The organism is Ornithinicoccus sp. (assembly GCF_057176825.1).
Genome location: NZ_CM169976.1, coordinates 529,861 through 551,809 on the forward strand (window position 1 = coordinate 529,861; position 21,949 = coordinate 551,809).

23 protein-coding genes, 5 pseudogenes and 1 riboswitch are annotated in these 21,949 nt (G+C 69.8%); of the genes and pseudogenes, 11 read left to right on the forward strand and 17 right to left on the reverse strand.

Annotated features, from left to right (window positions below):
* Window positions 1-30: 30 nt before the first annotated feature.
* The 4 genes from AC1QRC_RS02870 to AC1QRC_RS02885 all read left to right on the forward strand — a co-directional run bounded on the left by AC1QRC_RS02870 (window position 31) and on the right by AC1QRC_RS02885 (window position 3,161).
* On the forward strand, window positions 31-744 hold the full coding sequence (locus AC1QRC_RS02870; protein WP_484205338.1) for a response regulator: 714 nt from the start codon (window positions 31-33) through the stop codon (window positions 742-744).
* Window positions 741-1,598, forward strand: coding sequence for a histidine kinase dimerization/phospho-acceptor domain-containing protein (locus tag AC1QRC_RS02875; protein ID WP_484205339.1), 858 nt, complete (start codon window positions 741-743; stop codon window positions 1,596-1,598). Before AC1QRC_RS02870 ends, AC1QRC_RS02875 begins: the two co-directional genes overlap by 4 nt.
* A complete protein-coding gene (locus AC1QRC_RS02880; RefSeq protein WP_484205340.1) occupies window positions 1,543-1,863 on the forward strand; it encodes an ATP-binding protein in 321 nt (106 codons plus the stop codon). Before AC1QRC_RS02875 ends, AC1QRC_RS02880 begins: the two co-directional genes overlap by 56 nt.
* Before the next feature lie 157 nt (window positions 1,864-2,020).
* Window positions 2,021-2,213: riboswitch (cyclic di-AMP (ydaO/yuaA leader) on the forward strand.
* 96 nt (window positions 2,214-2,309) lie between these two features.
* Window positions 2,310-3,161: a C40 family peptidase gene (locus AC1QRC_RS02885; RefSeq protein WP_484205341.1), complete on the forward strand. Its 852-nt coding sequence runs from the start codon at window positions 2,310-2,312 to the stop codon at window positions 3,159-3,161.
* A gap of 56 nt (window positions 3,162-3,217) precedes the next feature.
* On the opposite strand, the gene AC1QRC_RS02890 is transcribed toward AC1QRC_RS02885, so the two are convergent.
* The 7 genes and pseudogenes from AC1QRC_RS02890 to AC1QRC_RS02920 all read right to left on the reverse strand — a co-directional run bounded on the left by AC1QRC_RS02890 (window position 3,218) and on the right by AC1QRC_RS02920 (window position 7,139).
* Window positions 3,218-3,484, reverse strand: a complete 267-nt coding sequence (locus AC1QRC_RS02890; protein ID WP_484205342.1) for an arsenate-mycothiol transferase ArsC — start codon at window positions 3,482-3,484, stop codon at window positions 3,218-3,220.
* Window positions 3,471-3,831: pseudogene (locus tag AC1QRC_RS02895) on the reverse strand (arsenate reductase ArsC). Before AC1QRC_RS02895 ends, AC1QRC_RS02890 begins: the two are co-directional and overlap by 14 nt.
* Before the next feature lie 98 nt (window positions 3,832-3,929).
* Entirely contained in the window at window positions 3,930-4,205 is a 276-nt protein-coding gene (locus AC1QRC_RS02900; RefSeq protein ID WP_484206561.1) for an arsenate reductase/protein-tyrosine-phosphatase family protein, read from the reverse strand.
* Between the two features lie 43 nt (window positions 4,206-4,248).
* Window positions 4,249-4,464, reverse strand: a pseudogene (locus tag AC1QRC_RS02905) (three-helix bundle dimerization domain-containing protein); the annotation flags it as partial.
* A gap of 137 nt (window positions 4,465-4,601) precedes the next feature.
* Window positions 4,602-5,665, reverse strand: a pseudogene (gene arsB, locus AC1QRC_RS02910) (ACR3 family arsenite efflux transporter); the annotation flags it as partial.
* On the reverse strand, window positions 5,662-6,099 hold the full coding sequence (locus AC1QRC_RS02915; protein ID WP_484205343.1) for a hypothetical protein: 438 nt from the start codon (window positions 6,097-6,099) through the stop codon (window positions 5,662-5,664). The pseudogene arsB and the gene AC1QRC_RS02915, both read right to left, overlap by 4 nt.
* 398 nt (window positions 6,100-6,497) lie before the next feature.
* Window positions 6,498-7,139 carry an FAD-dependent oxidoreductase gene (locus AC1QRC_RS02920; RefSeq protein WP_484205344.1) on the reverse strand — a complete coding sequence of 214 codons (642 nt, stop codon included), beginning with the start codon at window positions 7,137-7,139 and terminating at the stop codon, window positions 6,498-6,500.
* Here AC1QRC_RS02920 and AC1QRC_RS02925 point away from each other — a divergent pair.
* Window positions 7,116-7,538: a helix-turn-helix domain-containing protein gene (locus AC1QRC_RS02925; RefSeq protein ID WP_484205345.1), complete on the forward strand. Its 423-nt coding sequence runs from the start codon at window positions 7,116-7,118 to the stop codon at window positions 7,536-7,538. The genes AC1QRC_RS02920 and AC1QRC_RS02925 overlap by 24 nt on opposite strands.
* 26 nt (window positions 7,539-7,564) lie before the next feature.
* On the opposite strand, the pseudogene AC1QRC_RS02930 reads toward AC1QRC_RS02925, so the two are convergent.
* A pseudogene (locus AC1QRC_RS02930) lies at window positions 7,565-7,768 on the reverse strand (ISL3 family transposase); the annotation flags it as partial.
* A 509-nt stretch (window positions 7,769-8,277) separates the two neighbouring features.
* Here AC1QRC_RS02930 and cmtR point away from each other — a divergent pair.
* The 4 genes and pseudogenes from cmtR to AC1QRC_RS02950 all read left to right on the forward strand — a co-directional run bounded on the left by cmtR (window position 8,278) and on the right by AC1QRC_RS02950 (window position 9,355).
* A pseudogene (cmtR, locus tag AC1QRC_RS02935) lies at window positions 8,278-8,651 on the forward strand (Cd(II)/Pb(II)-sensing metalloregulatory transcriptional regulator CmtR).
* On the forward strand, window positions 8,648-8,794 hold the full coding sequence (locus tag AC1QRC_RS02940) for a hypothetical protein (protein ID WP_484205346.1): 147 nt from the start codon (window positions 8,648-8,650) through the stop codon (window positions 8,792-8,794). The pseudogene cmtR and the gene AC1QRC_RS02940 overlap by 4 nt, the downstream one beginning before the upstream one ends.
* A gap of 130 nt (window positions 8,795-8,924) precedes the next feature.
* A complete protein-coding gene (locus AC1QRC_RS02945; protein ID WP_484205347.1) occupies window positions 8,925-9,131 on the forward strand; it encodes a hypothetical protein in 207 nt (68 codons plus the stop codon).
* A complete protein-coding gene (locus AC1QRC_RS02950) occupies window positions 9,128-9,355 on the forward strand; it encodes a P-type ATPase actuator domain-containing protein (RefSeq protein ID WP_484205348.1) in 228 nt (75 codons plus the stop codon). Before AC1QRC_RS02945 ends, AC1QRC_RS02950 begins: the two co-directional genes overlap by 4 nt.
* A 225-nt stretch (window positions 9,356-9,580) precedes the next feature.
* On the opposite strand, the gene AC1QRC_RS02955 is transcribed toward AC1QRC_RS02950, so the two are convergent.
* Window positions 9,581-9,820: a hypothetical protein gene (locus tag AC1QRC_RS02955; protein WP_484205349.1), complete on the reverse strand. Its 240-nt coding sequence runs from the start codon at window positions 9,818-9,820 to the stop codon at window positions 9,581-9,583.
* 169 nt (window positions 9,821-9,989) lie between these two features.
* Here AC1QRC_RS02955 and AC1QRC_RS02960 point away from each other — a divergent pair, with 169 nt between their 5' ends.
* Window positions 9,990-10,658, forward strand: a complete 669-nt coding sequence (locus tag AC1QRC_RS02960) for a hypothetical protein (RefSeq protein WP_484205350.1) — start codon at window positions 9,990-9,992, stop codon at window positions 10,656-10,658.
* A gap of 274 nt (window positions 10,659-10,932) precedes the next feature.
* Here the strand turns inward: AC1QRC_RS02960 and dnaB are convergent, their stop codons facing one another.
* Window positions 10,933-12,954: a replicative DNA helicase gene (gene dnaB / locus AC1QRC_RS02965; RefSeq protein ID WP_484206562.1), complete on the reverse strand. Its 2,022-nt coding sequence runs from the start codon at window positions 12,952-12,954 to the stop codon at window positions 10,933-10,935.
* 68 nt (window positions 12,955-13,022) lie between these two features.
* Between dnaB and AC1QRC_RS02970 the strand changes: the two genes are divergently transcribed.
* A complete protein-coding gene (locus AC1QRC_RS02970; RefSeq protein WP_484205351.1) occupies window positions 13,023-14,384 on the forward strand; it encodes an MATE family efflux transporter in 1,362 nt (453 codons plus the stop codon).
* A 103-nt stretch (window positions 14,385-14,487) separates the two neighbouring features.
* Here the strand turns inward: AC1QRC_RS02970 and AC1QRC_RS02975 are convergent, their stop codons facing one another.
* The 7 genes from AC1QRC_RS02975 to AC1QRC_RS03005 all read right to left on the reverse strand — a co-directional run bounded on the left by AC1QRC_RS02975 (window position 14,488) and on the right by AC1QRC_RS03005 (window position 21,848).
* Window positions 14,488-15,456 carry a hypothetical protein gene (locus AC1QRC_RS02975; protein ID WP_484205352.1) on the reverse strand — a complete coding sequence of 323 codons (969 nt, stop codon included), beginning with the start codon at window positions 15,454-15,456 and terminating at the stop codon, window positions 14,488-14,490.
* 166 nt (window positions 15,457-15,622) lie between these two features.
* Window positions 15,623-16,045 (reverse strand): monovalent cation/H(+) antiporter subunit G, encoded by a 423-nt coding sequence (mnhG, locus tag AC1QRC_RS02980; RefSeq protein ID WP_484205353.1) that lies wholly within the window; start codon window positions 16,043-16,045, stop codon window positions 15,623-15,625.
* The gene (locus AC1QRC_RS02985) at window positions 16,042-16,335 is read right to left on the reverse strand and encodes a monovalent cation/H+ antiporter complex subunit F (protein WP_484205354.1); all 294 of its coding nucleotides are present in this window, start codon (window positions 16,333-16,335) and stop codon (window positions 16,042-16,044) included. The genes mnhG and AC1QRC_RS02985 overlap by 4 nt, the downstream gene beginning before the upstream one ends.
* A gap of 5 nt (window positions 16,336-16,340) precedes the next feature.
* Window positions 16,341-16,904 (reverse strand): Na+/H+ antiporter subunit E, encoded by a 564-nt coding sequence (locus tag AC1QRC_RS02990; protein ID WP_484205355.1) that lies wholly within the window; start codon window positions 16,902-16,904, stop codon window positions 16,341-16,343.
* The gene (locus tag AC1QRC_RS02995; RefSeq protein ID WP_484205356.1) at window positions 16,904-18,454 is read right to left on the reverse strand and encodes a Na+/H+ antiporter subunit D; all 1,551 of its coding nucleotides are present in this window, start codon (window positions 18,452-18,454) and stop codon (window positions 16,904-16,906) included. The genes AC1QRC_RS02990 and AC1QRC_RS02995 overlap by 1 nt, the downstream gene beginning before the upstream one ends.
* Window positions 18,451-18,960: a Na(+)/H(+) antiporter subunit C gene (locus AC1QRC_RS03000; RefSeq protein ID WP_484205357.1), complete on the reverse strand. Its 510-nt coding sequence runs from the start codon at window positions 18,958-18,960 to the stop codon at window positions 18,451-18,453. The genes AC1QRC_RS02995 and AC1QRC_RS03000 overlap by 4 nt, the downstream gene beginning before the upstream one ends.
* Window positions 18,957-21,848 carry a Na+/H+ antiporter subunit A gene (locus tag AC1QRC_RS03005; RefSeq protein WP_484205358.1) on the reverse strand — a complete coding sequence of 964 codons (2,892 nt, stop codon included), beginning with the start codon at window positions 21,846-21,848 and terminating at the stop codon, window positions 18,957-18,959. The genes AC1QRC_RS03000 and AC1QRC_RS03005 overlap by 4 nt, the downstream gene beginning before the upstream one ends.
* Between the last annotated feature and the right edge of the window lie 101 nt (window positions 21,849-21,949).

Below are 21,949 nucleotides of genomic sequence, written 5' to 3' on the forward strand. Positions count from 1 at the left end.
GCCGGGCGCGGACCCGGCCGGGGATTTCGAGTGCTCGTAGTCGATGACGAGAAACCCCTGGCCGAGGTCGTAGCCCGGTACCTACGCAGGGACGGCTACGAAGTCACGGTGGCCCATGACGGCCCGACAGCCCTGCAGCGGTCTCGCCGGTTGGACCCCGACGTCGTCATCCTCGATCTGGGGCTACCCGGCCTAGATGGCCTGGACGTCTGCCGCGGGCTGCGCGAATTCTCGGACTGCTACATCGTCATGCTCACCGCACGAGCCGAGGAGCTGGACACGCTAGCCGGGTTGCGCGCGGGGGCCGATGACTACATGACGAAGCCGTTCAGCCCGCGCGAACTCGTGGCGCGAGTCCAGGTGATGTTGCGGCGGCCGCGACAGGTCGCCAAGGAGCCACCGACCGGCACCCAGCTGAAAGTCATCGGCCCGATGAGCATTGACGGCTCGGCCCGCGAGGTCCACCTGGATGGCGATCGTGTGGTGCTGACCCGCACCGAATTCGACATCCTGCAGGCGTTGGCCGCTCACGCGGGACAGGCCATGACCCGCCGCCAGATCATCGACGGCGTCTGGGGAGAGACCTGGGTCGGGGACGAGCAACTCGTCGACGTCCACGTTGCCCACCTGCGGCGCAAACTGGGCGACCCCGCCAGCAGCCCACGCTTCATCCACACGGTCCGGGGGGTGGGCTACCGACTGGACGTCGAACAGGCCACCTCGCCGGAGGAGGGTCGGCGGTGAGTCTTCGCGAACGTCTGCAGACAACAGGTCTGGTGACCAGGCTCCTGATAGCGCAGGGTCTGGTCGTCCTGGTCGGACTCGCGACGATCCTCCTTGTCACTGAGATCGTGGGTCTCGCCCTGTTTCGGGAGCACATGGTGTTGGCCGGCCACGAGAACCCCGACGAAGAGGCCATCCACGTCGAAGAGGCGTTCCGTTCCGCGATCACGGTCGCCCTCGTGGTGGCCCTGGCTGCTGCACTCGTGGTCGCGCTAGCCGCTAGCTACTACCTCACCCGGCGGGTGGCGCGGCTGGTGCGAGGGGTAGCAGAAGCGGCCTCAACCATCGCAGCCGGTGACTACCAGGCCAGAGTCCGAACCCCGGCACTGGGTCCAGAGTTCAAGGTCCTGGCCGATTCGTTCAACCAGATGGCAGGCCGACTCGCGGACACCGAGACCACCCGCCAGCAGATGCTGGGAGACCTCGCCCATGAGATGCGCACCCCCATCGCCACCCTGGACGCCTACCTGGAGGGCACACAGGACGGGGTGACTCACCTGGACCCGCCGACCGTAGAGATGCTGCGCGGACAAACCCAACGGCTCGCACGGTTGGCCGAAGACATCAGCACCGTCTCGCGCATCGAAGAACACCACCTGAAACTGGCTCGAGAACCGGTACACCTCGGACGCCTCCTCGAGCAGGCCATCACCGCACACGAGGCGGTCTACGCGGCCAAAGGGAGTCCGCTTCGCGAGAATCCGTTGAAGCCGGATTTGCCCGTGGTCGAGCGCGGACCCGGATCGGTTGGGCCAGGTGATGACCAACCTGCTGGACAACGCGCTACGGTACACCCCACGCGGAAGGGAAAGTGACCATATCGCTGCACAGTCCACCAGGCGAGCGGGTCGTGGTAACGCTTGCCGACACCGGCGAAGGCATCCCTGCCGAAGCTCTCGACGCATGTTCTGGAACGGTTCTACCGTGTGGACACGGCCCGCGATCGGCAGCGCGGCGGCTCCGGGGTGGGGTCTGACGATCGCCCGCGGCATCGTCAAGGCTCACGGCGGTGACCTCTCGATCACCAGCCCCGGAGCAGGTCACGGAACAACCGTCACATGGTGGGTCCCGAACCAATAGACGCTTAGACGGCCTGCGCAAGCCACGGGCTGCGTATGGCTGCGTGGCCTTTATGAAGGTTCAATGAAGATCGGCCAGGATTCGGTTCTGATGCGCATCCCCCGGGGTCACCGTGGCCGTTACCGTTTTGTTACCTGCCTGTCCCTGGGTGGGTCTCGGGCGTTCGCCGAATCTTGTCAGCGCTCCGGGTCGAATGAGACGTCCGTATGACAAGAGCGGGGGACCCACCAAGCGGAACGCAAAGCGTTCCTTCGGGGCCAAGGGCTCGACTCACGACCCCTGGGTCAGTTCGCCGGGCAACTCCAGCCCGAGCCCGACAGCTAACCCCGCAGGCGCCGGAGAGGTCATACCCCCGTGATGAAACGACGTTTGCTCCGGGCGCCACCGCGCCGCCGCTGAACCTGCCCCGCCCCCTATCCGGAACCGCCACCGCGGCAGCCTCCGGTTTGCTTGTCGCCGCGACGATCGGCGCCGCAGCTCCGGCTGCACCGGCAAGCCCGATCACTACCGTCGATGCTGTCAGCATCGACCAGTTCCCGGTGCTCCAGGGAGCTCAGGTCGCGAACCTGACCGCTGTTAGTTGGTCGAGCCTGGTTGAGGCACTGAAAGTTGCCTCCGACGACCTTGGAAGAGATCTTCCAGTCAAGGCAGTCCCGGCCCCACCCGCCGACGATGGTCAGCACACCCACTTCGGTGACCTCGGCTTCACCGGGGTCACCCCCGAGCCAGAACCGGAAACTCCGGTCGAGACCGCCACCGACGAAACCTGGGGCGCCAGTGGCGAGTCCCTGGACGGCGCCGGAGTCTCCGCTGGAAGCTCACGCGCTGACGGCCAGTCGGCCAGTCGGTCAGAGGCCAGGTCGGAGGCACCTGCTGAGTCGGTCGTCCCTGAGGCGCCACCGGCGGCAGGTCAGGGAGGCGAGGGAGCCATCGCCTGGGCGCAGGCCAACCTGGGGCTTCCCTACAGTTGGGGCTCCAAGAGCGGCGGTGCTTATGACTGCTCCGGGTTCACCACGGCAGCCTTCAGTGCTGCTGGAATCAGCATCCCGCACGGGAGCGAGGCCCAGTACCATGCCACAAACCGTGTCCCACTCTCGCAGATCCAACGTGGCGACCTGCTGTTCTACAGCGACAACGGCTCCGCATCCGGCATCTTCCACGTGGCGATCTACCTCGGGGACGGGCAGGTCATCCACTCCCTTCGCGACTGGTCCAGCTGGGACGGCTCCAAGATCAGCGGCATCAACTACGCCTCCGGGCTAATGGGCGGCCGGTCGCCCTTGACCGTTGCCCACTGACCGGCCGGGCAGCCTTCCTGTATCTCTCTGACAGTCGCTGCCCGGCCTTGCGTCGGTCAGCCAAGTAGTTGCATTACGGTCGCTAGTGGCCGTTTGGGGTGTTCACCGTCGATGGTGGCTCCGGCCTCTTCCAAGGCTGCGACGGACTCGGGCTTCAGGTGGTCGCCGGGGTGCGTGCCAGCGGACAGGACACGGACGGCGTGGCCGTGGTGGTGTCGCGCCAAGGCGGCGGCCATCTGGGACTTACCGGCGTTCTTCACGCAGACGAACAGAACAGTCGGTGGCTCCAGGGCCGACCCCTGGGCCAGGTCAGGCGCGGTCATCTGCAGGGAGAAGCTCGTGGATGAGTGTCTGGATCCGGTGTCTGATCTCGTCGCGGATGGGTCGCACGGCCTCGATGCCCTGTCCGGCGGGGTCCTCGAGCTGCCCAGTCCTCGTAGCGCTTGCCGGGGTAGATCGGGCAGGCGTCGCCGCAGCCCATGGTGATGACCACGTCGGAGGCCTGCACGGCCTCGGTGGTGAGGACCTTCGGGCTGTTGGCGGAGATGTCGATGCCCTCCTCGGCCATCGCCTCGACTGCGACCGGGTTGATCGACTCGCCCGGGGCTGACCCGGCCGAGCGGACCTCGACGCGGCCGCCGCTGAGGTGGTGCAGGTAGCCGGCCGCCATCTGGGAGCGGCCGGCGTTGTGCACGCAGACGAACAGGACGCTGGGCTGTGTTCACAGGGGAGTCTCCTCGCCGTAGAGCGGTGCTCGGGGTGGTGTGGTTAGAGGTTGAGGTCTCGGAGCAGTTCGCTGACTCGTTGTTGGACATCGTCGCGGATGTCGCGGACGACCTCCAGTGACTGGTCGGCGGGGTCGGCCACGTCCCAGTCGATGTACCGCTTGCCGGGCAGGACCGGGCAGGCGTCGCCGCAGCCCATCGTGATGATGACGTCGGCTGCGCGTACGACGTCTCCGGAAAGGGGTTTGGGGTAGGCGTCGGTGAGGGTGATGCCCCGCTCGGCGAGGACCTCGATCGACAGCGGGGTTGAGCTCCCCAGTTGGTTGCGATCCGGCCGAGCGCACGTGGACCTTCCCCGGCGCGAGGTGCGCGGCGAGGGCTGCGGCGAGCTGGGACCGGCCGGCGTTGTGGACGCAGACGAAGAGCAGTTCCGGCACGGTCTTGACGATCTGTCCCGCGGCCTGCGCTGCCGCAGTCAGGCGTTCGTGGGCGAGCCGGGCCACCAGGACGGGCAGGTAGTCCGGGATCCGGGAGACCGCGGCCAGTTCCGTGTGGGCCGTGGTGACCGCCTGGTGGATCTGCTCCGAGGCTGAACACGCCGTCGAATTTGTAGGCCAGGTCCGTCGACGGTCGGTCCGGACGTAGGCTGGGGAGACTGTCGGCGGCTTGGCTCAGCTGGTGAGCTGAGATGGCGGACACTGGGTTCCTCCTGAGGTGCGAAGCGGTGACGCAGGGCGAGGGACACGTAGACCAGACCGACGAGGACGGGCACCTCGATCAGCGGGCCGACGACGCCGGCCAGGGCCTGACTCGGAGGTGACGCCGAAGGTCGCGATCGCCACGGCGATGGCCAGTTCGAAGTTGTTGCCCGCGGCGGTGAAAGCCAGGGTGGTGGTGCGCGCGTAGGACATGCCCAGGCCCTTGCCGAGGGCGAAGCCCACGCCCCACATGAGGGCGAAGTAGGCCAGCAGCGGCACCGCGATGCGGGCGACATCCCAGCGGTCGGGAGGTGATCTGGTCACCCTGGAGGGCGAACAGCAGGACGATGGTGAACAGCAGACCCCGCAGCGCCCAGGGCCCGATGCGTGGGCAGGAAGGTCTCCTCGTACCAGTCACGGCCCCTGGCCCGCTCGCCCCAGACCCGGGAGGCCCAGCCCGCCAGGAGCGGGATGCCGAGGAAGATCAGCACGGACTTGGCGATCTGCCAGCTGCTGACGTCGAGGGTCGGCCTGGCCCAGCCCGAGCCAGCCGGGCAGGACCGAGAGGTAGAACCAGCCGAGCCCGGCGAAGGCGATGACCTGGAAGAGCGAGTTGATCGCGACCAGCACGGCCGCGGCCTCCCGGTCACCGCAGGCCAGGTCGTTCCAGATGATGACCATGGCGATGCACCGGGCCAGCCCGACGATGATCAGGCCGGTGCGGTACTCGGGTAGGTCGGGCAGGAAGGTCCAGGCCAGGGTGAACATCAATGCCGGGCCGATGACCCAGTTCAGCACCAGCGAGGAGGTCAGCAGGCGCCGGTCCGCAGTGACCGTGCCCAGCACGGTCATAGCGGACTTTGGCCAGCACGGGATACATCATCACCAGCAGACCGAGCGCGATCGGCAGTGAGACACCGTCGATCTCGACCGCGCCCAGCCAGCCGCCCAAGCCCGGAACGAGCCGGCCCAGCAGCAGCCCGACGACCATCGCGATCCCGATCCAGACGGGCAGATACGTGTCCGTCCTGGACAGTCGGGCCGGAGCACCACCGGCAGTCCGGGCAGCCTGGTCGGTCATCGGACCCCTCCGGTCGGGCCGGTCAGCGTCAGCGGCTGCGGGCCGGAGGACGTCCCGCAGCAGCCGCCCTGGCCGGAGGCCTCCTCGTCGAACAGGCCGGCCCCACCGCATACCCCGGTGTCCGGCAGTTTCAGCTCCACCGCCCGGGCCGCCTCCAGATCGCCGGCCAGGGCCGCGGCTATGGAGCGCACCTGCTCATAGCCGGTCATCGCCAGGAACGAGGGTGCCCGGCCGTAGGACTTCATGCCGGCCAGATAGAGGTCGCCCTCGGGCTGGGCGAGCACGTCGTAGCCGTGCGGTTGCACCGACCCGCAGGAGTGCAGGTTGGGGTCGATGCCCGGGGCCAGCTGCGCCGGCGCCTGCAGCCGGGGGTCCAGGTCGAGACGGACCTCGGACAGGAAGGACAGGTCGGGCCGGAACCCGGTGGCACCCACGACCTGCGTCCAACCCCTCGAGGCGGCGTCCGTCGGTGGACTGCAAGCGCCAGGACCCGCGCCCTGGTCCTGCACCTGCGGCGACACGGAAGCCGGTGACCACCTCGATCAGTCCGGCGTCCACCGCGGCCCGCACGCGGGTGCCCAGCGCGCCACGGGCGGGGAGCTCGTCGAGCTCGCCCCCGCCGAAGGCGTTCCGCCGACCGTGCCGCGGCGCACCACCCACACCACGCGGGAGTCCGGGGTGTGCAGCGGCTCCGAGGTCAGCGCGATCAGGGCCGTCAGCGCCGAGGCGCCCGGACCCGACCACCGCGGTAGCCGCAGCCACCGAACCTGGTCCCGGTGCGGCTGTCCGGATCGGGCATGCCGATAGAGGAGTCCGGTCGGCCAGGGCGGACTCACCCCTGCGGCCGGGATATCCCTCCGAGCACCAGTGGGTTGGGCGCTCCCCAGGTGCCCGGAGCAGTCCAGCACGGCGCGCGCCAGGAGCCGCTGCGCCGAGCCGTCCGCACGACTCCTGGACGTGGAGCACGAACGGCTGGGTCATCCCGCCCGGAGTCGACCAGCAGGTCCCGGTCCGCACGCGCCACCCCGCGACACCCGGACGCCCGGTGCGCACGACTCGGTCGCCCAGCAGCGCGCCGCGAGCGGGTCGAGGTAGTCGCGCACCCAGTCCGCGCCCGTGGGGTATGCCGTGCGGGTCGGGGTGGGCTCCAGCCCGGCAGGTCCTCGAGGAGGGCGACGGCGGCAGGCGAGGTCAGCTCGGACCAGGGCGAGAACAACCGCACGTGCCCCCACTGCCGGACCGCCGCCGCAACGGGCTGCCGGCCCTGCTCCACGACGATCACGTCCTGCTCACGGCGGACCAGCTCGGCGGCGGTCGCCAGGCCGATCGGGCCGGCGCCGATGACGACCACGGGCAAGGCTGCTGATGCCACGAGAGAACTCCTCTGTTTCGATGGACGTCGATGTGTCCTATCCTTGCAACCTTTTTCGATAGTTGTCAATATAGGGGCATGACCAGCTGCCGCCCCGGCCACCGACCGCGACGCTCAGCCGCCGCCTGCGCCGCAGGGCTGCGTGCCGGCCGAGGGCATGCCGACAGCCCAGGCCGAGCAGCTTGGCGACCCTGCTCAAGGCACTGGCCGACCCGGTGCGCCTCCGGCTCTACACGCGGATCGCGGCCACGCACCGGGGAGACCTGCGTGTGCGACCTGGGCGACTTCGGCGTCTCCCAGCCCACGGTCTCCCACCACCTGCGCAAACTGCGCGAGGCCGGGACTCATCGACAGCGAACGCCGCGGAACCTGGGTCTACTACAGCGTCGTTCCCGTGGCTCTTGCCCCCTGGCCTCACTCCTAGACGGCAGTCGCGGGAGAGGTCACGCGCCCAAGAGCGCCCGAGTTGCGGCACTCAGGGGTACGGGGCTGGGTCGGTAGTACGCCCGCCGGCCGCGCTGTTCGCGCGGTTCATGAGCCAACCGGCGGATCACGGTGTCTCGCGGCACGCCCTGACAACCGCACTGGTGGCACCAGTCATCCGGGTCCAGGAGCCGGCAGGTCAGCACCGCCTGGTCAGGTTCGAGGCGTTGTCCGGTGACTTCCAGACCAAGGCCACCCAGTCCAGTGAAGGTCGTCAAGTCAGGAGTAGTGAAGGTAGCGTCGTGCACGTCGAGGTCTTCCAGATGGGCGGTGTGAGAACTCCCATCATCGGAAGACCTCGACCCTCATCCCGCACCGACGCGCCGCCCAACCCCCGGCCCCGGCTCAAGCCTCGCCTACACCCTCGATTGCGATGGGCCCGTTAACCCTGCACAACGAGTGCCTGCAGCTGAGCGCTGTGCAGAGTAGTGCCGCTGCAATAGGCGACCCGGTGAAACCTCGCACGAGCGTGTCTTAACTTGGGGGTCAGTCCAAAGTTGATCGCGTGGGGCCGCGATGCTCGACCTGGCCCGTGCTCGTGCCAGGAGAGATTTCGCCCTCCTGATGGACCGGGTCCAGGTCCCCGCGGAAGGACGAGCGCTGAGGGAGCAGTTCGGGCCCGCCTGCGACGAGTACGCGCAGGACGCGCCGCGATGAATGGGCGCTCGCTCGAGGAGGGCGGGCATGCAGTCACCTCGTTGACGCAAGAAGCACAGCCCGCTTGCCGATTAGTCAGCATTCGCTGTATAGTCAGTACATGCTGACTATTGCTTCGCGGCTGGACGTGATGAACCGGCTGGGCCGGGCCATGGCCGACCCGACCCGCTCCCGCATCCTCCTGACGCTGCTGCGAGCGCCCCGGCTACCCGGCCAGTACTCGCCCGCGACCTGGACCTGACCCGCACCGAACGTGTCGAACCACCTCGCCTGCCTGCGGGACTGCGGCATCGTCGTCGCCGAGCCGGAGGGGCGTCAGCACCCGCTACGAGATCGCCGACCCCCACCTGGCGCGCGGCGCTGACCGCGCTGGTGGAGGTCACCCTGGCCGTCGATGAGAACGCCCCGTGCGTGGACGCCGCGTGCACGGTGCCCGGCTGCTGCCACGAGCGGGACCGTGGGCATGCAGCATGACCACCCACGCTGCGGTGTCGACGGAGCCTGCCGACCCGACGCGAGTCGACGAGACGAGCGACGACCCCGTGGTGGCGCTGACCGCGCCGGTCCTGATCCCCGTCGCCTCGGGGGTCGCGTTCGTCGCCGGGCCTGGCCTGTGAGTGGTCCGGCGCCCCGGAGCGGCGGCGCTGGTGCTGTTCTGGGTCGGCGCTGCTGCTCGGGGCCTCCACGTTCGTCCCCGGTGCGCTGCGCGAGCTGCGCCACCGGGCAGGCTGGGCATCGGCGCTGCTCATGACGATCAGCGCCACCGGCGCGGTCATCCTCGGTTACGTCGAGGAGGCCGCGGCCCTGGCGTTCCTCTACTCCATCGCCGAGGCCTTGGAGGACCGGGCGATGGACCGGGCGCGTGCCGGGACTGCGCGCGCTGCTCGAGCCTCGTGCCCCAGACCGCCACCGTCCTCACGCGACGGCCACAGCGCGACGCGTCCCGGCCCGTGACGCTGGCCGTCGGGGACAGGTCATGGCTGGTCCGGCCCGGTGAGCGCATCGCCACCGACGGCATCGTCCGCACCGGGCACAGCAGCCTGGACACCTCGGCGATCACCGGTGAGTCCATCCCCGTCGAGGTCGGCCCCGGTGACGAGGTGTCGGCCGGGGCCGATCAACACCGCCGGGGTCCTGCGAGGTCGAGGCGACCGCGCCCGGCACCGACAACTCCCTGACCACCGATCGTCGAGCCTGGTCGAGCAGGCCCAGGCCGAGAAGGGGCAACGCGCCCGGCTGGCCGACCGCATCGCCCGCCCGCTGGTGCCCGGGGTCCTGGTCCTGGCCGTCGCTGGTCGCGCTCATCGGCTCCCTGGCTCGGTGACCCGCAGACCGTGGATCGACCCGGGCCCTGGTGGTGCTCGTGGCCGCCTCCCCGTGTGCGCTGGCGATCGCGGTGCCGGTCACCGTGGTCTCCGGCGGTCGGCGCGGCCAGCAAGTTCGGCGTCATCATCAAGAGCGGTGCCGTCTTCGAACGCTTCGGCGGCATCGGGCACGTCGCCTTCGACAAGACCGGGACCCTGACCCGCAACCAGCCCACCGTCACCGCCGTCGTCACCGCCGCCGGCGTCACCGAGCGACGAGGTCCTGGCCTGGGCCGCCGCGCTGGAGCAGCACAGCACCCACCCGCTGGCCGCCGCCATCACCGCACGCCGCCCCCGACATCCCCGCGGCCGCGGGCACCACCGAGGAGACGCCGGCCACGGAATCACACGGCACCGTCGACGGCGCCGTAGTCGCGGGTCGGCAGCCCCCGCTGGGTCGACCCCGGCGACCTCACCGACCGGGTCCGTGACCTGGAGACCGCAGGGGATGACCGTCGTCGTCGTCCACCGCGACGGCGCGGTCGCCGGGGCGATCGGGGTGCGTGACGAGCTGCGTCCCGAGGTCCCCGAGGTCATCGACGACCCTCGCGGGCCGAGGGCATCGGCGTCACGATGCTCACCGGCGACAACGAGCGCACCGCCCGCGCCCTGGCGGCCGCAGGCCGGCATCACGCGACGTGCGCGCCGAGCTGCGGCCCGAAGGACAAGTCCGCCGCCGTCGGGCGAGCTCAGCGACCGCCGGCCCACCGCGATGATCGGCGACGGCATCAACGACGCCCCCGCCCTGGCCGCCGCCGACGTCGGGATCGCGATGGGAGCCACCGGCTCTGACGCCGCGATCGAGTCCGCCGACATCGCCTTCACCGGCCAGGACCTGCGCCTGCTGCCCCAGGCCATCGCCCACGCCCGACGCGGACGGCGCATCGTCAACCAGAACATCGTCCTGTCGCTGCTCATCATCGCCGCGCTGCCACCGCTGGCCATCACCGGCGTCCTGGGCCTGGCCGCCGTCGTGCTGATCCACGAGATCGCCGAGGTCATCGTCATCCTCAACGGCATCCGCGCCGCCCGCGCGAAAAGCACCGTAACCCTCCCGCCCATCACGAGTGACGCCGTTGCGTCCTGGACCGACCCTCTAAGAGCAGGCAGCCGATGAGCGGTGACAGCGACCTGCTACTTGCCGACCACAACTATGTGAACCACGCACGTCCAAGACTTAACACATCAGACAGTTCCTGGAATTGATCGCCTTCTTGCAGCCTCGGCTGCAGCTTTGACACCTGGTGAGCATGACCCAGCAGCACACACTCCGCAGCAGGTCACTTGCAGTGCTCTAAACACAGTGACGCGGAAATAGAAAACTCTATAAGGCGAGGTTCATGTTACATAGACCGTCGGTTGTGCGAACTTCACTGCATCTCGACATCTGATCAGAAATTGTTGGCCATGTTCGTGAATCTGCTGTAGTGCCCCTGGAACGCCACCGTGATCGTGTCGGTGGGGCCGTTGCGGTGCTTGGCCACGATCACGTCCGCCTCACCTTCGCGAGGCGACTCCCTCTCATACAGCGACTCGCGGTGAAGCAGGATCACGACGTCAGCATCCTGTTCGATCGAACCACTCTCGCGAAGGTCGCTCATCTGCGGCTTCTTGTCGGTGCGCTGCTCAGGACCGCGGTTCAACTGCGACAGCGCGATGACCGGGACCTCGAGCTCCTTGGCGAGCAGCTTCAGCGCACGGGAGAACTCGGAGACCTCCTGCTGGCGGGACTCCACCCGCTTGCCCGAACTCATCAGCTGCAGGTAGTCGATGATGACCAGCTTGAGGTTGTGCTTCTGCTTGAGCCGGCGGCACTTGGCCCGGATCTCCATCAGCGACATGTTGGGGCTGTCGTCGATGAACAGCGGCGCCCCGTGGATGCGCCCCTGGGTCTCTGCGATGCGCTGCCAGTCCGCGTCCTGCAAGGTGCCCTTGCGCATGTGCTGCAGCGGGATCTTCGCCTCGGCCGACAACAGGCGCATCGTCATCTCGGTGCGCCCCATCTCCAGGTTGAAGACGACGGTGGCCATGTTGTGCTTGATCGAGGCGGACCGGGCGATGTCCAGGGCGAAGGTCGAGTTGTGCGTGGGGATCTGCGCAGTGCCAGCGAGGTAGAGATGGTCCGGGCTGTCTACCTGGACACAACGAACGGGCACCGAGGCGGCCTCGCGGATCGCCTCGATCTTCCACTGGAAGGCACCGAGCCGGCCGTCGGGGCGGTCAACCACGACCGTCGCGCCGCCGCCGAGGAGCGACCGCGCCCGCTCGGTGGTCAGCGTCGCGGGGGCCCGCTGGTCGACCGAGACCTGCCACAGGTGCTCCGCATCGGCGACGATGACCGACCCGTCGGAGAACTCCACCTCGAAGCAGGGCCTTCCGTGCATCACCTCGGTCGCCGCGACGACCGTCGTCGGATGCCCGTCGGCACCCAGCAACTGGTCGCCCACGGCCACCTCGCCCATCGTGGTCCAGCCGGTGGGGGTCGGCAGCCGGGTGTCCAGCGCGAGCGCCTTTCCCACTGCAGGCCTCGCCGCGACGATGATCATCTGCCCGCCGTGCAGACCGTTGGTCAGCTCGTCCAGGTCGGTGAACCCGGTGGGCACTCCGGTCATCTCCCCGGAGCTGCCGGCGGCGTGCTCGATCTCGTCCATCGTCGGCTCGAGCAGCTCGGCCAGGATGGTGTAGTCCTCACCGCCCCGCTTCTCGGCGACCCCGTAGACCTCGGACTGGGCCAGGTTGACGATGTCCTCGACATCGCCGCCGCCCTGGGCGTAGCCCATCTGCACGATGCGGGTGCCCGCCTCGACCAGGCGACGCAGGATGGCCCGCTCGGCGACGATCTCGGCGTAGTAGCTGGCGTTCGCCGCCGTCGGGACGGCGGCGATGAGCTGGTGCAGGTAGGCCGTGCCCCCCACCCGACCCAGGTCGCCGCGCTTGCTCAGCTCGTCGCTGACGGTGATCGCGTCGACCGGCTCGCCCCGGGAGTACAGGTCGACGATCGCCTCGTGGATCGTCTCGTGGTTGGGCCGGTAGAAGTCGGACGGGCTTGACGACCTCGGCGCAGTCGGCGATGGCGTCCTTGGACAGCAGCATGCTGCCCAGCGCGCTCTGCTCGGCCGCCAGGTCCTGGGGCGGCACCCGCTCGTCGGGCGGACCGTCGGGCACGTCGGAGTACATCCCGTGGTCCAGCTCGCTGAGCGACATCCGGCCTCCCTCTCCGCCTGCGTCCACACACAACCATCCCCCACCGACAGAGCGCGCGTCCCGGCTGTCCACAGGCCGGTCGCTCGCACCGGTGAGGGGATTCGCACCACAGTAGGGCCTCGCCCGACAACCCCCAAGCCGTCCTGTGGACCGGCCTGTGGACGGGGTGTGGGCAACTCCGGGACCCTCAGTGCACAGGTTGTGCACATGGGTGTGGATACTCGTGCGTCACCCCGGACACCTGCCTGTTGACCTGCAGGTTTCTCGTCCACCGGGTGTGGAGGCAAGAAAGTTCCGGGCACGTCCTAGGCTCTTCCTCGTGCCCACCGACCACCGCCGCGAGATCCTGCGCCTGGCGTTCCCGGCGTTCCTGGCGCTCGTGGCAGAGCCCTTGTTCCTGCTGGCCGACTCCGCCATCGTCGGCTATCTGGGCACGTCATCGCTGGCCGGGCTGGGTGTCGCCAGCGCCGTGCTCCTCACGGCGGCCAACATCTTCGTGTTCCTCGCCTACGGCACCACCGCGGTCGTCGCCCGCCGGCTCGGCGCGGGGGACGAGCGGGGTGCGCTGGCCGCCGGGATCGACGGCATCTGGCTGGCGCTGATCCTCGGGGCGGGGGCCGCCGCGGTCATCATGCTGTGGGCCGACCCGTTGGTCGGCCTCTTCGGGGCCGGCCCGGGGGCGCGGGGGGAGGCGGTGACCTACCTGCGGATCTCGGCCCTCGGCATACCGCCCATGCTCGTGGTGCTCGCTGCCACGGGGGTGCTCCGCGGCCTGCAGGACACCCGCACCCCGCTGGTGGCCGCCGTGGTCGGCTTCACCGCCAACGCCATCCTGTCCTTCCTCCTGGTCCACCCGGTTGGGATGGGTATCGCGGGGGCCGCGTGGGGCACGGTCATCGCGCAATCCGGTATGGCGATCGGCCTGTGCGCCGTGGTCGTCGCCGGCGCCCGTCGGCTGGGTGCCCCCCTGTCGCTGCACCCGGGCGGGGTGCTGCGGTCGGCGCTGGACGGCATACCCCTGTTGGTGCGCACGCTCGCGCTGCGGGCCGCGCTCCTGGTGACCACTTGGTATGCCGCGGGGCTGGGTGAGGCGGAGCTGGCCGCCCACCAGGTGGCGATGACGGTGTGGACCGCCCTGGCCTTCGCCCTGGACGCGCTGGCCATCGCGGGGCAGGCGATCACCGGCAAGTCGCTGGGCGCCGGCGACGTGGCCGGCACCCGGGAGGCGATGGGCACGATGATCCGGTGGGGTGTCTGGTTCGGGCTCATCCTGGCCGTGCTCATCATCGCCGGGCACCGGATCATCCCCCTCGGCTTCTCGCACGACCCGCAGGTGCACGCGGCGCTGGCGGCCGCGCTGATCGTGGTGGCCCTGGGCCAGCCGGTCGCCGCCGTCGCATTCGTGCTGGACGGCGTGCTGATCGGGGCCGGCGACGCCCGCTGGCTGGCGGTCGCCCAGACCGTGTGCCTGCTCGGCTACCTGCCGATGGTCGGGGTGCTGCTGTGGCTGGACCTGGTCGGCACGACCGGGCTGGTCGGGCTGTGGATCGCGTTCAACGGGTTCATGGCGCTGCGCGCCGTGGGGCTCTGGTGGCGCTCTCGCAGCGACGTGTGGATGATCGTCGGCGCGATCCGCTAACGGCCGGCCTCCCCACGGGGAGCGGGGGGTGTGGACACGACGCCGCCGGCGACGGGGTGCTCCCCGTCACCGGCGGCGTGCCGTGTCTCCTGCTAGCGGCGCGTCACAGGTCGGCGGGGCCGGCGGCCTCCGCGGCCTCCCGTGCCTCACCGACGCGCTGCTCCCGGGCGTCGTCGACGTCGATGCGCGCCTGCTGTGCCGCGCGGTCGCTGTTGGTGCCGAAGCGGGGGGTCTGGGCGGCGGGAGCCTCGGCGAACTGGCCGAGCAGCTCGCCGCGCACCCGGTTGTCGGAGGCGACGGGAGCCGGGTCGTTGCCCTCCCCGCTGAGGTCGCCGCGGATGATGTTGTCCACCACCTGCACGTCACCGGTCGTGCCGGAGACGTCCACGTTGCCGCCCCAGACCGCAGAGCCCAGGTCGCACTCGCCGAGCGGTCCGGTCGCGCCGAGCTGGACGCCGTAGTCGTTGTCGGCGAAGGCGGCGTCGCCGTCGACCTCGCTGCCGCAGACCAGGGAGCCGTACTCGGCGCCGCTCACGCTCACTGTGCCGCCGACCACGGAGTCGAGCAGGTCGGCGTAGTAGGCGTCCGACACCTGCACGGCCCGGCTGACCGTGGAGCTCTCCAGCTGGAACGCCCCACTGGTGGCGGCGACCCGGCCGTTGAACGTGCTGCCGATGGCCGACAGGAAGGTGTCGGGGTTCGCGCCGATGCCGTTGTAGACGTTCACCGAGGAGTCGTCGAGGTAGACCCCGTAGCCCTCACGGTTGGCCACGTTGCCGGCCACCTGGGAGTCGGTGAGGTCCAGGTAGGCGTCACCCTGCACGTTGACGTTGCCGGCGACGGTCACCCCCGAGCCGACCAGGTCGGCGCCCGGCGCTACCCGCACGTTGCCCTCGATGATCGTGCCGTCGAGGGTGCAGGACTGGCCGGCGGGGACCACCAGGTCGCCCGGCACGGTGACGGGGCCACCCTCGCCGATGCACCGGGTGACCAGGTCCGCGTTGGCGGGCATGGCGAGGCCGAAGGTCGCGATGAGGGCGGCACCCGACAGCGCCGTAAGGGTTCGCTTCATGGGGTTCTCTCTCCTTGCGTCAAGGGCAGCACCCGCCGCCCCCTGTTGCCTGACAGTCGTTTCGTGTCGATCCGTACCCCTCGATCCTGCCCAGGATCACGGCACAGTTCGACACCGCGCAGGCATACGTTCGGTGAAGAAGTGGTCAAGTCCACCGGGCCCCGGGTCAGTCCGCAGGGCGCTCCCGGTCGCCCCCGTGGCCCCGGCCCTCGGGGGCATTGTGGTCCTCTGCGGCAGTGTGGTCCCCCGGGGCAGCGTGGTCCTCCGGAGGACCCAGGTGCACGTCGGTCGGCGCCACCTGACCGGTGCGGAATCCGGCCCGGCCGACCATGTGCGCCCCGACCGGGATGGTGAGCAGCTGGAAGAAGCCCACGAGCACGAGCATCCCGACGTCCAGGCCCGACCGGCTGCGCAAGCCCACGGCGAGCAGCACCAGCAACACCCCCAGCACCTGGGGCTTGGTCGCCGCGTGCATCCGGGTCAGCAGGTCAGGGAAGCGCAGCAGACCCACCGAGGCGGACAGGCACAACACGGCACCGGCCAGCAGCAGGATCATCCCGGCCGTGTCGGCGATCTCGGCGAAGCTCATGACGGATCACCGTCCTCGGACTGCTCGAACTCCACCGGGTAGTCCCGGTCGGTGGCGGCGAAGCGGGCCACGGCGACCGACCCCATGAAGCCCACGAGGGACAGCGAGATCAGGATGGGCAGCGCGGTCGAGCCGGGGTTGACGGCCACGTAGACCCCGAGCGAGCAGATCACGATGGAGACCAGCACGTCGGTCGCCACCACGCGGTCCAACACGCTCGGGCCGGTCACCACACGGATCAGGGTGAGCAGCGCCGCGAGCGCGAGCAGGCCGCCGGTGATCCAGGTCATCGCTATCATCGGGCACCTCCTGGCCTGGGCTCCTTGCCCCGTTTGGCGTGGGCCTCGTGGACCGCGCCGGGGTCCCGGTCGAAGGCCCGCAGGACCCGCGCCTCCTGGGCCAGCACGGCCCGTCGGACCCGCTCGGCCTGGGCCCGGGTCGTGATGTCCAGCACGTGCAGGGTGAGCATGCCGGTGCGGCGGTCGAGGTCGATGACCAGCGTGCCGGGCACCAACGCCACCATCTCCGCGGTGATCGTCTGGAGCAGCTCGTTGCGCCCGTGCAGCCGGAGGTCCACCACGACGCCGCGGACCGTCTTGCCCGGGCGGAACGCCAGCCAGGCCACCTGGACCGAGGCGAAGACCATGTCGGAGAAGAAGCGCACCAGCAGGACGATCAGCGGCCAGGGACGCACCACCACGTCGACCGCGAGGCGGGGCAGGGGAAAGATCACGAGGATCGCGACCGACACGATCGCGCCGCCGACGATGTTGCCGACCGTGAGCTCGCCCCACAGCATCACCCACACCAGGGTCATCCACAGGGCGGGGCCCCACTGGACCCGGGAACGACGTGCCATCACAGACCACCCGCCGATCCGAGCACCGCGGTCAGGTAGGGGGTGCGGACCAACAGGTCGAGCGCCGCCCGGCTGGTGATCTGGAAGAGCGGCCCGGCGACGACCGTCAGCGCCAGGCCGACCGCCACCAGGGAGGCGGTGGGCAGCACCAGGCCGGTCTCCAGCGCCTGGTGGTGTCCGCCACGGACCGGGCCGCCTCCGCCGAGGCCCTCGGGAGCCTTGCCCCAGAACGCCCGGCCCCACACCCGCACGATGGCGTAGAGGGTGAGCAGGCTGGTCACGGCCGATCCGGCGACGACCAGCAGCGCCAGCCAGGAGCCGTCGTCCGCGCCGGCCTGCATCAGGCCGACCTTGCCCAGGAACCCGGAGAACGGCGGGATACCGGCCAGGTTCATCGCGGGCACGAAGAAGAGGACCGCCAGCAGCGGGGACACCCGCGCCAGGCCGCCCAGCTTGGAGGCTGCGGAGCTGCCCCCGACGCGTTCGATCAGACCGGTCACCAGGAACAGGGTGGTCTGGATCGTGATGTGGTGCATCACGTAGAAGATGGCGGCGGACAGCCCGGCCTGGGACCCCAGCGCGATCCCGAACAACAGGTAACCGATGTGGCTGACCAGTGTGAAGGACAACATTCGTTTGATGTCGTCCTGCGCGACCGCACCGAGGATGCCGACGAGCATCGTCAGCAACGCCGCCCAGAGCAGCAACTGGTCCAGCTTGCCGTCCGGGAAGAGCAGGGTCTGGGTGCGGATCAGCGCGTACACGCCCACCTTGGTCAGCAACCCGGCGAACACGGCGGTCACCGGGGCCGGGGCCGTCGGGTAGGAGTCGGGCAGCCAGCCCGACATGGGGAACACCGCCGCCTTGATGCAGAACCCGAGGATCAGCAACAGGTGGATCACGATCTGGGTATCGGTCGGGAGCTCGGGCAACCGCTCGGCCAGCAGCGCCAGGTTCACCGTGCCGGTGGCCGCATAGACCATCGTGATCGCGATGAGGAAGACCATCGAGGACAGCAGGCTGACGAACACGTAGGTGACACCCGCGGCCACCCGGGGCCTGGTGCCGCCCAGGGTCAGCAGCACGAAGCTGGCCGCCAGCAGCATTTCGAACCCGACGTAGATGTGGAACAGGTCGCCGGAGATGAAGGTGGTCGACACGCCGGCCGACAGCACCAACAGGGTGGGGTGGAAGATCGGCAGCGGCGCGTGCCCGTCGGACTCGTCGTCGAAGGAGGACCGCCCCTGCCCGATGGAGTAGCGCAGCACGCCCATGGTGCAGATCACCGAGATGATCACCATCAGGGCGGCCAGCCGGTCCACGACCAGGACGATGCCCTCGGTGGGGGCCCAGCCGCCCACCTGCATCACCTGCGGGCCGTTCTGGTCCGCGGCCCACAGCAGCACCCCCGCGGTGAGTAGCACCGCGGAGAGCACCGTCATGCTGGTCAGCCGTTGCACGCGGGTGCGGCCCACGGCGGCCAGGGTGACACCGGCACCGAGCAGCGGGAGCACGACCGGCATCGGGACCAGCCAGGAGAGGTCGTTCACTTCTCCCCCCTCTCCGCGCGGCCCTCGGCGCCGACCTCGGCGTCGAAGTCGGGCTCCAGCTCGGCCTCCTCCGACTCCGACTCCGTGACGTCCGCCGCGATCGCCGCGGCGGCCTCCTCGGCGGAGGGGGAGTCGGACATGTCGTTGCTCTCGGCCTTCTGGTGGATACGGGAGGACTCGGGGTCATCGGAGTAGAGGTCGCTGCGGTCCAACTGCCAGGAGCGGTGCGCCAGGGCCAGCACGAACGCCGTCATCCCGAGCGTGATCACGATCGCCGTGAGGACCATCGCCTGCGGGACGGGGTCCACGATCGCGCCGCCGTCTCCCTCGCCCAGGATCGGCACCTCCCCGGCCGGGCCGGACGCCACCAGGAACAGGATGTTGATCCCGTTGCCCATGAGCACCACACCCACCAGGGCGCGCACGATGGACCGCGCCAGCAACAGGTAGACACCGCAGCCGATCATTCCGGAGGCGAGCAGCACGTAGGTCAGGTTCGGGGTCATACGCGCTCCTCCTCCCGGGCCTCGTCCTCGGCGGTGATCTGGTCGTCCAGGGCCGACCCGAGACTGCGCAGGATGTCGAGCATGAGACCCACGACGACCAGGTAGACACCCACGTCGAAGAAGAGGGTGGTGACCAGGTGGATGCTGCCGAGCAGCGGGATCGGTATGTCGAACACCCAGCTGGTGAGGGCGGCCTCGCCGAAGAGCATGGGGCCCAGCGCGGAGGCGCTAGCCAGGAACAGGCCGCTGCCCAGCAGCAGACCGGGCATGACCGGGGCGGCCACCCGCAGCTCGTAGCCCCGGCCGGCCAGGTAGCGCAGCGCGAGCGCCAGCCCGCAGACCAGGCCCGCGGCGAAGCCGCCGCCGGGGTTGTTGTGCCCGGAGAAGAGCAGGTAGGCCGACCAGATCACGATGGTGTGGAAGATCAGCCGGGTGACCACCTCGAAGATCGTGGAGCGCCGCTCGGGGGCGACGGCCTCACCGTCGGTGGCCAGCCACCGGCGGTGCGTCCCCGGGGCCCCGGCCGGGACCTGCCCCCGTGGCTGGGTGCCGCCGGAGCGGCTGCGCCAGGACGCCCGGATCTGCTTGCGCACCCGGGCCACCGCGTCCCCGCGGAGGAACACCAGGCTGGCGACGCCGGTCGCCGCCGCCAGCACCACGGACAGTTCGCCCATGGTGTCCCAGGCACGGGTGTCGACCAGGATCACGTTGACGATGTTCTTGCCGCCGCCGTACTCGTAGGCGCTCTCCACCAGCCCCTCGCCGCTCGGGGAGTGCATCCGCACCGCCGAGGCGGTGAGCGCCACCCCGGCGACGACCACGCCGACCCCGACACCGAGCAGGGCCCGCATCTGCCGGGTGAGCACGGACGGGTCGTCCGGGAACTTGCCGGACAGACGCCGCAGCACCAGCACGAAGACCACCAGGGTCACCGTCTCGACGAGCACCTGGGTCAGCGCCAGGTCGGGGGCCCCGTGCAGCAGGAACATCATGGCCGTGCCGTAGCCGGTCACGCCGAGCAGGAAGACCGCGCGGTAGCGGCGCCGGGCGCGCGTCGCCGCCAGGGCCGCCAGCAACATCAGCAGCGCGACCGCCGGCTGCGCCAGGTTGTCCCACAGCCGGATCTCCTCGGGCCAGGTGACACCCCGGAGCAGCTGGATGCCGGGCAGCAGCACCAGCATCGCCAGGATGGTGCCCAGCAGGGAGGGCAGCGAGCCACGGGTGAACCCACCGGTGACCTCCAGCGCCAGCCGTTCGATTCCCCGCATCACCAACTGGTAGAGGTTGCCGGCGTCCACCGGGCGCGGCAGTGCCGACTGGAACTTGCCGACCGGCTTGCGGCCGGCAAACAGGGCGGCACCGACCAGCCAGGTGACCACCGTGAGCAGGAACGCCGTGTTGAGCCCGTGCCACAGCCCCAGGTGCACCGGGTGGGCACCCTCCGGCCAGTACTCGGCATACGGGGACAACGCGGGCTCGACGAACGGCTCGGCGAGGGGCCCGAAGACCAGCCCGGCGAAGCCGAGGAGCGCCGGCACGGCGACCAGCAACGGCTCCGGCCGGTGCCAGGTGGCCGGCTCCGTGTCCGGCTTCACCTCGTTGCCGAAGGTGCCCCAGACGAAGCGGGCGCTGTAGGCGAAGGTGAGCATCGATCCGGCGATCACCACGACGAGCTTGATGGTGTCGACGGTGGTCTCACCGTCGAGCAGCGCGGCGTAGGCCGCCTCCTTGCCGACGAAGCCCTCCAGCGGGGGCAGCCCGGCCATGGAGGCCGCGGCCAGCGTCGCGGTGACCGCCAGCCAGGGGGCCTTGCGGGCCAGGCCGGAGAGCCGCCGGATGTCTCGGGTCCCCGTGGCGTGGTCGATGGTGCCGACCACCAGGAACAGTGAGGACTTGAAGAGCGCGTGCGCCATCAACAGGGTCAGCCCCGCGAGCGCCGCCTCGCGCGTGCCGGTGCCCACCATCAGGGTGATGAACCCCAATTGGCTGACCGTGCCGTAGGCCAGGAGCAGCTTCAGGTCGTTCTGCCGCAGGGCACGGTAGGAGCCGATGAGCATGGTGCCGCCACCGAGGACCAGCACCATGCCCTGCCAGGCCGGCAGGTCGGCATACCCGGGGGCGAGCCGGGCCACCAGGTAGACGCCCGCCTTCACCATCGCCGCGGCGTGCAGGTAGGCGCTGACCGGGGTCGGTGCGGCCATTGCCCCCGGCAGCCAGAAGTGGAACGGGATCAGTGCCGACTTGCTGAGCGCGCCGACCAGGACCAGCACGACACCGGCGGTGATCACGGGACCGGACCCGGGGTTCTCCAGCAGCTCGCTGATCCGGTAGGTGCCCTGGCTCTCGCCCAGCAGCACGATCCCCACCAGCATCGCCAGGCCGCCGAAGGTGGTCACGATCAGCGCCTGCTTGGCGGCGCCGCGGCTGGTGGTGCTCTGGCTGTTGAACCCGATCAGCAGGTAGGACAGGACGCTGGTGAGCTCCCAGAAGATGTAGAGCGTGATCAGGTCGTCGGTCGTGACCAGGCCGAGCATGACGCCGGCGAAGGCGGTCAGATAGCCGGCGAAACCCCCCAGGCCCACGCTCTTGTCGTGGAAGTAGTGGGCGCAGTAGATGAGGATCAGCGCGCCGATGACGCTGACGATCATGGTCATCAGCCAGGCGAGGCTGTCCATCCGGAAGGCCAGCTGGATGCCGAGCGAGTCGACCCACCGGAAGATCTCGGTCGGCGGGTCGGTGCCGGCGACCCGGCTGGCCTGCAACCCCGCCCATCCCGCGGTCACGGTGGGGACGACGGCGAGGGCCAGGAAGGCCTTGCTGCCCCATAGCCGCACGAAGGTGGGCGCCAGCAGGGCGGCCACCGCGTGGGCGACTACGAAGGCAATCATGCCGTCCTCCTCGGGTCGGGTCCGGAGCCGGAAGACATCAGGGCAGGACAGTCCTCGGGCCACGATCCGCGGGGGCGGGATAGGGGAACACGCAGCATTCT